The organism is Flavobacterium sp. KBS0721 (assembly GCF_002007065.3).
Taxonomy (GTDB): Bacteria; Bacteroidota; Bacteroidia; order Flavobacteriales; family Flavobacteriaceae; genus Flavobacterium; species Flavobacterium piscis.
The window spans coordinates 5,126,691-5,141,670 of record NZ_CP042170.1; the positions used below are offsets into that span (position 1 = coordinate 5,126,691).

12 protein-coding genes are annotated in these 14,980 nt (G+C 32.8%); 8 read left to right on the forward strand and 4 right to left on the reverse strand.

Features of this window, described 5'->3' with window-relative positions; genetic code table 11:
- The gene (gene pfkA, locus B0M43_RS21360) at positions 1-987 is read right to left on the reverse strand and encodes a 6-phosphofructokinase (protein ID WP_065450329.1); all 987 of its coding nucleotides are present in this window, start codon (positions 985-987) and stop codon (positions 1-3) included.
- 311 nt (positions 988-1,298) lie between these two features.
- On the reverse strand, positions 1,299-5,786 hold the full coding sequence (locus B0M43_RS21365; RefSeq protein ID WP_246860161.1) for a translocation/assembly module TamB domain-containing protein: 4,488 nt from the start codon (positions 5,784-5,786) through the stop codon (positions 1,299-1,301).
- A 207-nt stretch (positions 5,787-5,993) separates the two neighbouring features.
- On the opposite strand from B0M43_RS21365, the gene tsaD reads away from it, so the two are divergent.
- From tsaD to B0M43_RS21405, 8 genes are all read left to right on the forward strand, one after another.
- Entirely contained in the window at positions 5,994-7,016 is a 1,023-nt protein-coding gene (gene tsaD / locus B0M43_RS21370; RefSeq protein WP_065450331.1) for a tRNA (adenosine(37)-N6)-threonylcarbamoyltransferase complex transferase subunit TsaD, read from the forward strand.
- A 2-nt stretch (positions 7,017-7,018) separates the two neighbouring features.
- Positions 7,019-7,732, forward strand: coding sequence for a 16S rRNA (uracil(1498)-N(3))-methyltransferase (locus B0M43_RS21375; protein ID WP_065450332.1), 714 nt, complete (start codon positions 7,019-7,021; stop codon positions 7,730-7,732).
- 192 nt (positions 7,733-7,924) lie between these two features.
- Entirely contained in the window at positions 7,925-8,563 is a 639-nt protein-coding gene (locus B0M43_RS21380) for a DUF4159 domain-containing protein (protein WP_078005308.1), read from the forward strand.
- Between the two features lie 141 nt (positions 8,564-8,704).
- Positions 8,705-9,202 carry a TrmH family RNA methyltransferase gene (locus B0M43_RS21385; protein ID WP_078005309.1) on the forward strand — a complete coding sequence of 166 codons (498 nt, stop codon included), beginning with the start codon at positions 8,705-8,707 and terminating at the stop codon, positions 9,200-9,202.
- 293 nt (positions 9,203-9,495) lie between these two features.
- A complete protein-coding gene (locus B0M43_RS21390) occupies positions 9,496-10,449 on the forward strand; it encodes a zinc metalloprotease (protein ID WP_078005310.1) in 954 nt (317 codons plus the stop codon).
- A gap of 112 nt (positions 10,450-10,561) precedes the next feature.
- The gene (locus B0M43_RS21395) at positions 10,562-11,653 is read left to right on the forward strand and encodes an AI-2E family transporter (RefSeq protein ID WP_065450335.1); all 1,092 of its coding nucleotides are present in this window, start codon (positions 10,562-10,564) and stop codon (positions 11,651-11,653) included.
- Between the two features lie 2 nt (positions 11,654-11,655).
- On the forward strand, positions 11,656-12,843 hold the full coding sequence (locus B0M43_RS21400; RefSeq protein ID WP_078005311.1) for an SAM-dependent methyltransferase: 1,188 nt from the start codon (positions 11,656-11,658) through the stop codon (positions 12,841-12,843).
- Positions 12,840-13,406 carry a hypothetical protein gene (locus B0M43_RS21405; RefSeq protein ID WP_065450337.1) on the forward strand — a complete coding sequence of 189 codons (567 nt, stop codon included), beginning with the start codon at positions 12,840-12,842 and terminating at the stop codon, positions 13,404-13,406. Before B0M43_RS21400 ends, B0M43_RS21405 begins: the two co-directional genes overlap by 4 nt.
- Here B0M43_RS21405 and B0M43_RS21410 read toward each other — a convergent pair whose 3' ends face one another.
- Together B0M43_RS21410 and B0M43_RS21415 are read right to left on the reverse strand one after the other, a co-directional pair.
- Positions 13,407-14,072: a M15 family metallopeptidase gene (locus tag B0M43_RS21410; protein WP_078005312.1), complete on the reverse strand. Its 666-nt coding sequence runs from the start codon at positions 14,070-14,072 to the stop codon at positions 13,407-13,409. It abuts the gene before it with no gap.
- Between the two features lie 75 nt (positions 14,073-14,147).
- Complete coding sequence (locus B0M43_RS21415; protein WP_078005313.1) at positions 14,148-14,936, reverse strand: hypothetical protein; 789 nt, start codon at positions 14,934-14,936, stop codon at positions 14,148-14,150.
- Positions 14,937-14,980: the final 44 nt, after the last annotated feature.

The following is a 14,980-nucleotide window of genomic DNA, read 5'->3' on the forward strand; positions in this document are numbered from 1 at the left end:
TTATGTTGACATGATATCAGATACTCTCAACAATTCTCTATCAATTTCAGATTTACCTTTAATTGCTTGTTCAAGAGGTGTCAGGGCAACTTTATCTGCCTGCAGACCTACCATGTAATTTGATTTTCCTTCGATTAAAGACTCTACTGCTTTTACACCTAATCGGCTTGCAAGAACACGGTCGAAACAAGATGGAGAACCACCACGCTGCATATGTCCTAAAACAGATACCCTAACATCATATTCAGGTAAATTAGCTTCAACGTAATCTTTTAATTCGAATACGTTTTTACCAATTTTATCTCCTTCAGCAATAACTACAATACTTGATGATTTTCCTGAAGCTTTACTTTTTTGAAGAGAGTCTAATAATCTGTCTAAACCTAAATCTTCTTCAGGAATAAGAATTTCTTCGGCACCAGCGCCAATTCCGGCATTAAGAGCAATGTGACCTGCATCTCTACCCATAACCTCTACAAAAAACAGACGGTTATGCGAACTTGCTGTATCTCTAATTTTATCAATACAATCTACAACAGTATTCAAAGCGGTGTCATATCCTAAGGTATGACTTGTACCAAAAATATCATTATCAATTGTACCCGGAATTCCCATTACAGGAAAACCATATTCTGAATTGAAAATTAATCCTCCGGTAAAACTTCCGTCACCTCCTATTACAACCAAAGCATCTACTCCGGCTTTCACAAGATTATCGTGAGCTTTTTTTCTACCTTCCGGTGTTCTAAACTCAACTGAACGAGCCGATTTCAGGATCGTTCCGCCTTTGTTTACAATATTATTTACGCTACGAGGTCCCATTTCTTTGAAATCTCCTTCGATCATTCCCTGATACCCTCTATAAATTCCTATGCATTCTATATTATGGTAAGCACATGTTCGAACAACTGATCGTATTGCAGCATTCATTCCTGGTGAGTCTCCTCCCGAAGTAAGAACACCAACTTTTTTTATTGTTTTTGGCATTATTTAAGTATTAAAGTGTAAAATTAGCAAACATTCAGCACTTTTCAGGTGATGTTTATCATTAATTAATAAAATTTGTTAAATTCAAACGTTTTCGTTAATAAGTTTTTCGATAGTAAAAATTTCATTTAAAATAATAAAACGTACCTATTTTAATTAAATCTTTAAAATTAACAATACATAAATGAAGTGTTATAAAAATTCGGCACTTTTTGATATTGTAAGAAAATAAATCAGCCCCTAATTTAGCACAAAAAAAACCATTCTGCGAAGCGAATGGTTTCTTTTAAGATTATTTTTAACACAATGGGCTAAAAGTCATTATCAGGAATTAAACCTTCGCTATTGTTTTTTGGCTGTGTTTCATTCTTTTCTTCTTTTTTACCAGACTTCTTTTTGTCTTTTTCTGCATCTTTTTTATTGGAGAATTTTACAAAATCAGGGTTTAGATACGAATCCTGCAGATCATCTGAAGAGCTTTTGATGGCTCTTTCTAATTTATGATTCTTAAATAATTTATTGACCAGTTCGCTAAAAGTATCAAAATCTACTTCATACGAAATACCGACTCCTTGCGTATAACCAATTCCCTGTCCTATATAATTGATATCGTTTTCTTTATTGAACAAACGAAGATTCATCGATCCGTCTTCGTTCACACGGTATAATATTTCGATATCTCCCACAATAGCTGACTCGTTTACACCGCCTATAGGCACTCCTAATTTTCCGTTTATGGTTATTCTTTCGTTTACCTGCGATGTTATATTCGCCACAAATTGACCATCGGCCTCCTGACCAATTCGTTTATCTGCCGATATAAAATTCAAATCGATATTGATCTTATCGTTGTCTGATTTAATAATCCCGCCTAATAAACTAGCAGCAGTTTCTGCAAAGGTTCCTGACAAATCGCTTTGATTGAATCCGTCCGGACTCATAAATGATCCTGTCGAAAGCAAATACAAAGCTTGCGTCTGACGAACGTCTTTATCATCTAACTTATATTGTATCTCTGATTTCAAAACATTACTCACAGAAGGAAACTGAATATCAAAATTAGGTTCCGGACTTGTTAAATCTCCCCTTAAACCAATTACAACCTCTACCGGCACTTTTTTATTGAAAGATGAATTATCTAATAAAACAGCCGGATTTGCAGATGTTTTATAAACGGCTTCAAGATTCAATTGCGCCTTCATAGGGTTTCCTTCCCAAATAATAGAACCTCCTTTTTTAACAGCGAATTTTTTATCTATTAAACCACCATATTTAAAGTTATAAGTTCCTTCGTAGGCCTGGAAATCTCCCCACATATTAAATTTACCCAGTGTATTGATTTTAAACAACAACGATCCGTATCCTTTTCCTTTCATACCATGACCGGAATTCCTGTCCAGAATTACTTCAACCTCGGCATCAGGCGTAATATCAAAATCAAATTCTAACTCAAGACCATTGTAATTTCTTGTTTTTTCGACAATACCATTGGCAAGGTTATATTTTTCTTTTGGCGTTACAAAATGTATCCAGCTGCTTTCCCCAACACTTTGTGCGTTGTTTATAGGAATCTTCACTTCAGTTCCTTTTTCTGATTTAGCATCCACCTTTATAAATAGGTTTTCTGTTGGACCTTTAATACTTGCTGTACCATTGATAAAAGCCGTACCAAAATACGCTGCATCTTCACTATCTTTTGTATCTAATGCCAGTAATCGTTTTGAGGTTATGGTAAGATCAAGCTTCCAGTCACCAAAATTATGATGTTCGATACTTCCGTTCAGCAATCCTTTGGTACCGTACTTGGTATCTGTTAACTGATTGTTTCTGAATAAGAATTTTTCATCTGTTAAATCGATAACTGTTCGGTCGCTCAATTCGTAATCAGTATTAAGATACGGAACTGTCATTCCCGCTTTTTCTACGTAGAGTCTTCCGTTTATCTCCGGTTTTTTAAGATTACCAACAACTGCCGCATTTCCGGAAACCGATCCTCTTACATTTGATAAAACATCTCCTCCCACTGTACCTAAAGTGGCCAGATTAAATCCTTCGAGTTTTAAATTTAAATCTAAAAAAGTCTCCTTATTTTCGATTGCGAAAGTTCCGTTGGCCCGAAACGATTCTGTAAATCCATTTTGAATGGATGAATTTATGGTAAACTTTTTGAAACTTTCATCTCCGGAAATATCGAATTTTAAGGTTCCTAAATCTACTTTATTCAAATTAAGATGATCTATCGAAATGGCTGCCGTGGGCTGATACACATTCTTATTCTGTTTATAATTGATGTTACCATTCAAATTACCATTAAATACAAATTTGGAAGTTAATGGCGTAATTTTATTAATATCAACATCTTCAAAATTAAGGACGAGATCTTTATAATCGTTTCCTTTGATTACACCATTCAAATCAATTTTCTGATTTTCATGGGATAAGATGATATTATCAATAGTGAAATTTTTAAAGAACTGATCAAATACAATCTGGTTATCCTCACCATCATCTTCATTTAAATACCATATATAGTCTTTAAACTTCATCTCGGATTTCTTAATCCCAACGATATTATTTTTGTTCTTATCTATAGTGTGGTACAAATCGAGATTAAAATAATCTTCTCCTTTTGATCCTCCCTTAAACTCCGATCGAACAAACAGCGTATCTTTTGCAGTAACATTAATTAAATTAAAATCACGTATTTTATAGTAAGGTGTTTTTATACTATCTAACTCGACATAGGCATTGTACAGTGTGTTTTTATTATCAATGCTAATACGAATGTTGTCGAATGTATTTTTTGCCGCAGTAATTTTCTGAGATTTAAACCTAAATTTAAATTCCTGTAAATCCGAATCTATTTTCCCACGCACTACTGTACTTGAGTCTATATTAATTTCAGGATATAACATTTCGACTACTTTATCATAAACATGAAAGTTAAAACGCAAAAACTGGCCTTTTTTTACTTTATAAGGTTTATAATTGGTATATAAGCTACCAACCGAATTCATAACCAGTTTATCTAATTGCCCAAACTGAAATTTACCTACTATCTCCCCTTTTACTACATCATCTGAGCTAATGGTTATGGTACGCAGTTTATCAGCGTCGAAATTCGAGCTTACCGTTACTTCATCAAAAGTATAAGTGGCTTTAGGATTTTGGTAAACAGCATCTCTAATTAAAACGGTTCCCTGAAGGTTTTCTATAGAATTTCCGGTAACTTCAACTACTGCATCTCCGCGGAAATGAGAAATAGAATCGTTTAAGATTTTCAGCTTTCGAAGATCAGCATTCTCTACATTAATATGAAAATCATACTTACTTTCGCGTTTACTTAAATCTACTAATCCATCAAAAGTTAAACTTAAATTTGGATCATTTACAGAAAGCTGTCCCTTATAATAAGGCAATTTAAAATTACCGTTTACTACGATATTATTATAGGTATACTTATTATAATCTAATTTGGCAATATCTCCTTTTATAATCGTATTAAGATATTTCTCTGTAAAACCCTTACCGTCAATATCTAAATTTAAAGTTGTTTTGCCAATATCTTTTCTATTCAATAAAGCCCCCACATTAAAATTATCCAAAATGATATTTCCGGAATAAGATGCTTTATCAATAAAATCGATATTATTCATATGCAAATCTGCCTGACCATTCCCCAGATCTGTAATCATTTTAAAGTTAGCTTCTAATGCCGTGGTTGAAACTTTTGCTTTGCCCACAATATTAAATTTTCCTAACCTTTTAAGCTCTTTAGGAAGTTTTTTACCCAAAATACCCGGCAGTATCACCACTAAATTATCATAACTGGAAACCAGCTTGTCAAATTTACCATCCATGGCAAACTTTTGAGTTTTGGTACCCAAAAGGTTTTTAAAATTTATGGTTCCGTTAATTTTAGAACCATTGGTATCACTTAGATTAAGATGTCTTAAATTAAGATCATTTAAGGTTCCTTTGATCTTGGTTTTTATTTTAAAATGCTGATTTTTACCCAATCCGTCGAAAAAATAACGAATATCGTTTGAAGCAATCGAAGCCGAATCTAATGCAACATCAAATTTTACTTTATCTGTAAATTGAAGAAAATCTCCTACGTTATAATTTAAGATCGCTTTTCCGTAAATCGAGGTTCTTTTGGTTTTTATAGCAAGATTTTCAACTTTAATCTGTTTTTTGGTATAACTGAATTTACCTGCAAAGTTGGACACATATAAGCCGCGATGATCTAAAAAAGAAAAACGATGAATGGTCGTGTTTACATCCGGACCGTATAATTTAAAATCACTGATATAAGCGTTTAGTTTTTTAAAGTCAAGAAATACAGGTGTGGTTTTATTTTCATCAACAACAGAAAAAGCACCTTTTGAGATGTAGGCATTTCTGGCTGTCAGCAAAAAGTGCTTACTTGATTTGGCTCTTTCAGGACTAGTTTCAAACAATTTAATAAACTTATTTATATTGTTTTCGTTCTCGTTTTTATAGGTTTTCAGATTAAAAATCAATCCTGTTAAACGAAGATCACCAAAAATCAAATCACCATCCAGCGTTCTTTTAATACTTAAAATATCAGTTGTAATGATATCAGAGTAAATTAAAGTTTTGTTGTGATGGTCCAGAATTAAAACCTTCTTAAGTTTTACTCCTCCAAAAATATTGATTGCAACTTTCTCGACACTAATTTTAGTTTTAAAATCAGTATTTAACGATTCTGTAATGTATCTGGCAATTTTTGTCTGAACGATAGGTAAAGCCAAGGTGATAGCAAGTACTAACAAAAGTAAAATTAACCCAATTAGGGTTCGTGATATTATTTTCTTTACTTTTTTGATAACTGCTTTTATTTTAGTTTTCTTTTAAATTTATTTTGAACAGACAAAGAACGACTGTTTTTGATAAAAATTCTTTAATTTTGGCTTCTCCTTATAATAAAAGAAAATCAAATATTTGATTTGTCAAATATAATTCAAAATTCGTGCCTTTATATGCAAAATTCAGAGGTTTTTATTCTTGCCATCGAAAGTTCATGCGATGATACTGCTGCCGCGGTATTACATAACGACAAAGTACTCTCAAATGTTGTGGCCAATCAGTTAATTCACAACCAATATGGTGGTGTTGTTCCCGAATTGGCTTCGAGAGCACATCAACAAAATATTGTTCCTGTAATTGATGCAGCGCTTCGCAAAGCAAATGTACAAAAAGATCAACTAACTGCCATTGCCTTTACACAAGGTCCGGGTTTAATGGGATCTTTGCTTGTAGGAAGTTCTTTTAGCAAATCATTATCATTGGCATTAAAAATTCCGTTAATAGCTGTAAATCATATGCATGCGCATATTTTAGCCCATTTTATAGATGAAGAAGGTTTTGATAAACCTGAATTTCCTTTTCTGGCCTTGACCATTAGCGGAGGTCATACTCAGATAGTAAAAGTGAACGGCTTTTTTGACATGGAAATTATTGGCGAAACCACTGACGACGCGGTTGGGGAAGCTTTTGACAAGAGTGCTAAAATTCTTGGACTGCCTTATCCGGGCGGGCCTTTGATCGATAAATACGCAAAAGAAGGAAATCCGAAAGCATTTGCATTTACCAAACCTAAAGTTCCAGGATTAGACTTTAGTTTCTCCGGATTAAAAACAGCGATTTTATATTTTATTCAGAAGAAAAAGCTGGAAAACCCGAATTTTATCGAAGAAAACCTGAATGATATTTGTGCCTCTATTCAATATACTATCATTGAAATTTTGATGGATAAATTGAAATTGGCAGTAAAAGAAACCGGAATTACACAAATTGCCATTGGTGGAGGCGTTTCGGCAAATTCAGGTATTAGAACCAGATTAAAAGAAAGTGAAGGAAAATACGGTTGGAAAACCTTTGTTCCCAAATTTGAATACACAACCGATAACGCTGCAATGATAGGAATTGTAGGATATCAAAAATATTTATCAAGTCGTTTTGAAACTTCAGCAGTGGTTTCTAAAGCGCGAATTCAATTTTAACTATGCAATTATTTTATAATACTGAAATAGACGAATCAACTGAAAGCTTTTCTTTTGATAAAGAAGAAAGCCGACATATAATAAAAGTTTTACGAAAGAAAGACTCTGATATTTTACATGTTACAAATGGTTTAGGTTTATTGTTTGAAACTCAAATTACATTGGCTTCTGACAACAAATGTATCGTTCAGGTACTTTCGATAAAAAAAACCGACGAACCTAAATTTCGTCTGCATCTTGCCGTTGCCCCAACCAAAATGAACGATCGTTTTGAATGGTTTCTGGAAAAAGCTACCGAAATTGGTATTCAGGAAATCACACCAATTATTTGTGACCGCTCTGAACGTAAAGTGATTAATTTAGAACGTTTTGAAAAGATTATTCTTTCGGCCATGAAACAATCTAACGAAACGTATTTGCCTAAATTAAACGAAGCCATTTCGTTTAAGGAATTCATTAAACAAAAAAACGAAGGTTTGCAATTGATTGCGCATTGCGAGGAAACTGATAAAAAGTCATTAAAAGATATTTTAAAACCAAATCAAAGCGTTACGATGCTTATTGGTCCTGAAGGTGATTTTTCTGAAAAGGAAATCGCACTGGCTTTAGAGAATAATTATCAACCGGTTACTTTAGGAAATACGCGTTTACGAACCGAAACTGCCGCAATTGTTGCTTGTCATAGTGTTGTTTTTTTTAATGAAAGTTCTAATTGAAAACAATCTTTTCTTTTTGACGAAACAGCGCTCAACAAAGATTAAACTCAATCTTGTCATCTCGAGGAACGAGAGATCACACGCGGGATTCGACAAAGATTTGACCATATACTCTGCGGAATTTCTAGTGTGATTCCTCGAGATGACAAAAAAGCGTTTAAAAAGGAAAACACCAGATAATTTATAATTATTATGAAAAGAATATTTTACTTATTATTACTTTTTTCCATTTCCTCATTTTCACAGGAAATTGCTTTACTTAAATACAGCGGCGGCGGTGATTGGTACGGAAATCCAACCTCATTACCTAACTTGATTAAGTTTTGTAATGCCAACATTAATACCAGAATAAAAGCAAAACCATCAACTGTTGAGCCTGGTAATCCTGATTTGCTTTCGTACCCTTTTGTGCACATGACAGGCCACGGAAATGTAGTTTTTAGCGATGCAGATGTTAGCAATCTTAGAAATTACCTAACTGGTGGAGGTTTTCTTCATATTGATGATAATTACGGAATGGATCAATATATTCGAAAAGAAATTAAAAAAATATTCCCAACTAATAACCTAGTTGAGATTCCGGCAACTCATCCGATTTTTCAAAAGCCTTATCCTTTCCCTAACGGATTACCCAAAATTCATGAGCATGACGGAACCAGCGCACAAGCTTTTGGAATTTTCGTAGAAAATAAATTAGTATTACTTTATACATATGAATGTGATTTGGGTGACGGTTGGGAAGATGCCGAAGTACACAATGATCCTTTGGCCGTTAGAGAAAAAGCCCTGAAAATGGGCGCCAACATTATCAATTATATTTTTACCAACTAAACCGATAGAAACGTAAAGAATTAAAAATTGAGAATTAAAAATTAAAAAACCTCATTGCTCTTACGCTAGCTAGGAGTTTCACATCTTTAATTCTCAATTTTTAATTCTCATTTTTAATTTTTAATTCTTAATTCTTATAAAGTGCAACTTACTCACGAAGAAAACCAATTTGAAAGAAAAACATTTCCGATCACATTAGTTTGTGATCATATTTACTTTCAGCAAAATATAGGTTCTCTTTTTAGAATCAGTGAAGCATTTGGAGTCGAGAATATTATCTTTTTAGGAAAAGATATTCCGCTAACTCCCCGAAAAATAAACAAAACTTCCCGAAGTACGCATCTTCATGTACCTCATACCGTAATAGAAGAAACAACCGAATTAGTGGATTATCTTCTTCAAAATAATTTTGAAATTATTGCACTGGAAATTGCAAGTAATAGTAAACCATTAAAAGAAGTTGTGATTCCTGACAATCAAAAAATTGCACTTTTGATAGGAAGTGAAATTGACGGAATCTCTGATGAACTTTTAAAAATCTCGAATCAAATTTTACACATTAATATGTTTGGAAAAAACTCCAGTATGAATGTTGTCCAGGCTGCCAGTATTGCTTTATACGAGATTACTAGTATCTAATTTTTTTGTTTAAATGTTAAATTTAACTAATTCGAAAGCAATCCTTTTACAAACGGCAAACAAAACCTCGATTAAAAGTAAATAAATACGTTAAAATACATCAATAAAAATATTAAGTAAGAAAAAACATCTTAAAAAAATAATTGATATTTTTGTAAGAACTAGATTATACAAGGGTTTATAAATTTCTGACAAATAAATCATTATAAAAATTTGGCTACAAAATGATTTTGTTATAAAATTGCGGAACAAACAACCAAATGTAATTTTTTATAACAAAAACCCAAATTATTATGAAAAAAGTTCTTTTTTCCGCGGTAACAGCCCTATTGCTGTTTTCTTGTCAAAATGACCAATCAGAATCAACAGATTCAGAAGCAACAGCTGCATCAACGCGCCGCGTATGTGCATCTCAACAAGTGTTAGATGACCAGCTGAAAGCTGATCCTACATTAGCGATCAGAATGAATGAAATTGAAGCTTTTACTAACAAGGCCCTGATTTCAGGAAAACTTGTAAACGGAAAAGTTCAAATTCCTGTTGTAGTCAATGTCTTGTACAGAACTGCCGCACAAAACATTTCTGACGCACAAATTCAAAGCCAAATTGATGTCCTTAACAAAGATTTCAATGCATTAAACTCAGATTACAATAGTGTACCTGCCCTATTTTCAGGCGTAAAAGCCAACGTAGGAATTTCATTTGTTTTAGAAAAGATCAATAGAAAATCGACTACGAAAACTTCATGGGGAACAAACGATGCCATGAAAAAAGTAGCTCAGGGCGGTTTAGCACCAACTTCGCCAACCACAAAACTTAATTTATGGTCTTGCGCAATTGGTGGCGGAATATTAGGTTATGCGCAATTTCCTGGAGGAGCATCTGCTACAGACGGAGTTGTAATTGATTCTAAATATTTTGGTTTATCAGGTGCTGCAAATGCTCCTTTTAACTTAGGACGTACTGGTACTCACGAAGTAGGTCACTGGATGAATTTGCGCCATATTTGGGGAGACGCTAATTGCGGAAGCGATTTAGTAGCTGATACTCCTACGCATAATGAGGAAAATTATGGTGTACCTGCTTATCCTCACTACAGTACTTGTTCAGGAACTCCTGTAGAGATGACGATGAACTACATGGATTATGTTGATGATAATGCTATGTACATGTTCTCTAACGGACAAAAAAACAGAATGGCCGCCATCTTTGTTACAGGAGGTGCAAGAGCTGCTTTTGGAATCTAAAAAAACAGATTAAAATAAGGAAGTGAAAAGCGGGATGAAATCATCTCGCTTTTTTTTGTTTATCCCTTAGTTTTAAAAGCTTTTTCCTATATTTATAATCTAAAATCAAAATATGATCACATCTAAAATTATATCTAACGGAATCTTAAGAGCTTTAGCAACTATATTAATTATTACTGTCGTTTTATATTTTCTGTACACGATACAAACCGTAATTGTTTACTTGTGTATTTCCTTACTATTGTGTTTAATTGCAAATCCGTTAATACAATTCTTAAAAAATAAACTAAAATTTAGCAATTCACTGGCCGCCACTATAGCCTTAATCCTTTTTATTTTGGCAATCGTTGGTTTTATCTTTTTATTTGTGCCCTTGATTATTTCTCAGGCCAATAATCTCTCTTTGCTGGATACACAAAGTTTGCAGCGACAGTTTATGCAAACAGAACGCAGTATCGAAGCGTATTTTAATATTCAACATGTTGATTTAAATAAAGTTTTAAAAGATTCTAAAATCACTTCACTTATTGATTTTAGCTATTTTACCATTTTTCTAAATTCAATATTAGGATTTTTAGCCGATATGGGAATGGGATTGGTTTCTGTTTTCTTCATTACGTTTTTCTTTCTTAAGGATCAGGACTCATTTAAAGAAAGTGCGCGTAAAATTCTTCCGGATAATAATGAAGATAAAATCATCAACTCTGTTACAAAAATCAACCACTTTTTAACCCGATATTTTATTGGATTATTATTGCAATTAACCGTTGTTTTTATTTTATATCTAATTGTTTTAATGATTTTTGGAAATAAGAATGCTTTTGTAATTGCTTTTTTATGTGCTATCTTAAATATCATTCCTTATATAGGTCCGATAATTGGAACAACTCTGGCCGGAATTTTAACCATGATTAGTATGATTGGAAGTGACTTTCAGACCGAAATTTTACCTAAAACCATCTATGTAATCATAGGATTTTTACTAGTTCAGGCAATTGATAATAATATTAGTCAGCCTATAATTTCGTCAAAAAGTGTAAATTCGCACCCGCTGGAAATATTCCTGATTACTATAATCAGCGGAATTACTTTTGGGATTGTCGGGATGATTATTGCTATTCCGGTTTTTACAATGGTGAAAGTAATTTTGAAAGAATTTTTTCCTGATAACAAAATCGTCTCTGTATTAACCGAAAGAATTTAGCATTGAACACTTCTATTTTAGACCAAAAAATCCAGAAATTTATAACTCAAAATAGCGGTGCCTCAATTACAAAATTAGCGCTTCAGAAAAATCCATTTCCTGAAACGGACTGGATTTTGATTTTAAATCAAATCGAAGCAAAATCTAAAGCAAAAGATAAATTACCTACCTGGTTTAAAACAGAGAATATCATTTATCCAAGTAAGGTTTCTGTTGAACAAACCTCATCTGAGAAAACGGCTGCTTATAAAGCTTCACTAATATCAGGCGAAAGCTTAATTGATCTTACGGGAGGTTTTGGCGTGGATGATTATTATTTTACCCAACAATTCAAAAACATTGCACATTGCGAAATAAATGAAGAATTATCAAATATTGTAAAGCACAATTTCGAACAATTAAAAGTAAACAATTGTACATTTTATGCAGATGATTCAACAAATATTTTAAACCAATCTGATGAAAAATGGGATTGGATATACATAGATCCTTCCCGAAGAAGTGATGCAAAAGGCAAAGTTTTTATGCTGAAAGATTGTTTGCCAAATGTTCCTGAATTATTGGATTTTTATTTTGAAAAAAGTGATTCTATTTTAATAAAAACTGCTCCTTTATTGGATATTTCAGCGGGTTTGTCTGAATTAAAATTCGTTAAAAACATTCATATTATTGCCCTTGACAATGAAGTAAAAGAATTGCTCTTTGAAATTCACAATCATTACAAAGGCGAAATTCAAATAAAAACAGCCAATATTCTAAAGGAAAAAATCGAAACTTTTGAATTTATTTTGGGCGATGATACTATTTTTCCGTCGTATCATTTGCCTCAAAAGTACGTTTATGAAGCCAATTCGGCTATAATGAAATCCGGTGGTTTTGATGAAGTTAGTGCTTTTTACGACATCAATAAACTGCATAAACACTCTCATTTATATACATCAGAAAATTTAATCGATTTTCCGGGACGAACTTTTGAAATCGAAAAAGTGATTGGGTACAGCAAAAATGAGATGAAAACTGAGCTTGCCAACCAGCAGGCGAATATCACTACACGAAATTTTCCGGACACGGTAGAAAACATTCGAAAAAAATGGAAAATAAAAAATGGAGGAAATTTGTATTGTTTTTTTACAACTGATAAAAATTATAACAAAATAGTTTTAATTTGCAGAAAAATAACTCAAAAATGAAACAACTAATTACTCTAACTTTTTTTTTATTAACGATTACCGCATTTGCCCAAAAACCATGTGAATACAGTGCCAATGTAAATGACTCTATTGGTAGTTATAAAGTAACCAATGATTACCTTATTAGCGAAAAATATTTTGGAGGAACATTTGATTATGTTTTCTTTGCCTTAGCACAAACAGATGGTTTGCCTACATTAAACCTGCAACTTATCCAGAAAAGTAAAGATTTTATAAAAGCGAATTGTTTTGATAAGAATTCGAAAATATTTTTGCAATTAGAAAACGGAAAAATAGTTACCCTAATGCATATTGACAGAGAAAATTGCGGTACGCTTATTCATGATGACAAAGGTTTTGATAATCGTATCACGACGGGCATTTTTATGTTTATGAAAGATAATTATGAAGAACTGAAAAAATCTCCTGTATCGATTATGCGAATTAAATACCTGACCACAACAGAGGATTATATTGTAAAAAGAGAGTTAACATCTGAATTAAACGGAAAGGTTTATAAACCCAATACCTACTTTATGGAAAATATGAGATGTGTTGAATAATTAATCACATTTCCAGGTTTGGTTGGAGACTTTATCTTTTAAACCGGTCTTTAAATTATAATGCCACCACTCTGAATCAAATGAATTGAAACCATTTTTAATCATCACACTTTTAAGATATTTTCTGTTTGCGATTACAGGAACAGGCAGTTTTTTATAATTATGACCGGCCTGAATTCCGAAGAAGTCAAATTTAGTTCCCATTTCAAGCTCTATTCCATCGGCATTTACTAACGAAATATCTACGGCTCCTCCTCTATTATGGATGGAGCCTTTTTTAGGATCTGCAACATACTCTGGATTGGATACTATCTCCCACATTTTCTTTTGAATGGATAAAGGTCTGTAACAATCGTATATTTTTATTTTGCACCCATTCTTCATAAATACTTTATTGGCCGCTACAAGCGCCTGAACGGTCTTGTAACGCAATACACATTCGGCACAATCGTATACTTTTGCTTTCAGAAAATTATCTTCGGTAGCGTATTTCATATCATAAATAAAATCTTTGCTGTAATCTTTTAAATTTACAAAAGTGGTGTCTGCAATTTCCTGTTTCTGAGGTTCTGCATACACTTCGTTTTGGGCTTTTGCATTAGGCACAAACAATATGATACCGAAGAATACTAAAAAACGAAATTTTGAAGATGTGCTTATTTTCATTGTAAAATGTGTTGTATGATGTAAATATAGACATAAAAGTGTTGTACAAAAAATGCAATTTTAGATAATACTTTATTAATCTTTGTACTTTAAACTATGATCTTTAATTATTTTCTGGCTTTTGAGTTTAACGGGTTTGGGTAATTGTTTCCAGTTTTCATCGTGTTCAATTTTATAAACATCATCTTCATTACCTGAAGGATAATAGGCCGTTGCTTTAGATTTTACGAAAATCTGATTCGCTGATTTTTCAGGAATTGTATAAATAATTTGTTTGAACGGCTTTGCATCTAGACCATCGCTGTCTCCCATATACGACAAATAAAATTCAGGTTTACCGTCTTTATCTTCATCGCTAATGGTACATTTTTGATAATCAAATTCAGGCCAATATACGACATTGCCAAAATCCTGAAATTTGGCTTTTTCTATCAATCCTCCGTGATCATGCAATAAAACAAAGGCATATAAATTATGTTCGCTAAAAACTATAGTATCCTTAGGTTTGCCCTTCATATCACTATGTTTCCAGGTTTCTTCTTCATGAACCCATTTTTTTGTTTTAAAATTATAAACCTCACCAACGGCGCCATCTTTATAATCAATCATACGGCTGAGTTTGCTGATCTTCTTTTTAAAAACAAATTCAAAATGACCGTACTGGCTTTCGCAATGAATAATCATTGTTGTTTTGCCATATGATTTGCTTTCATAATTAAACTCCCCATCCGGAATGGATTTGCTATATTTTAGGGAATCCTTAGGATAATAGCGTTGTACTATCAAAGGTTTTATTTGAGCTGTGACTGAATTTACAAAGACTAAAAAAAGCAGTAGAAAAAGGTAATTTGGTTTTAATTTCATTTTATAAATTTTTAATGTAAAGCAGTACTAATTTACAATAGTAG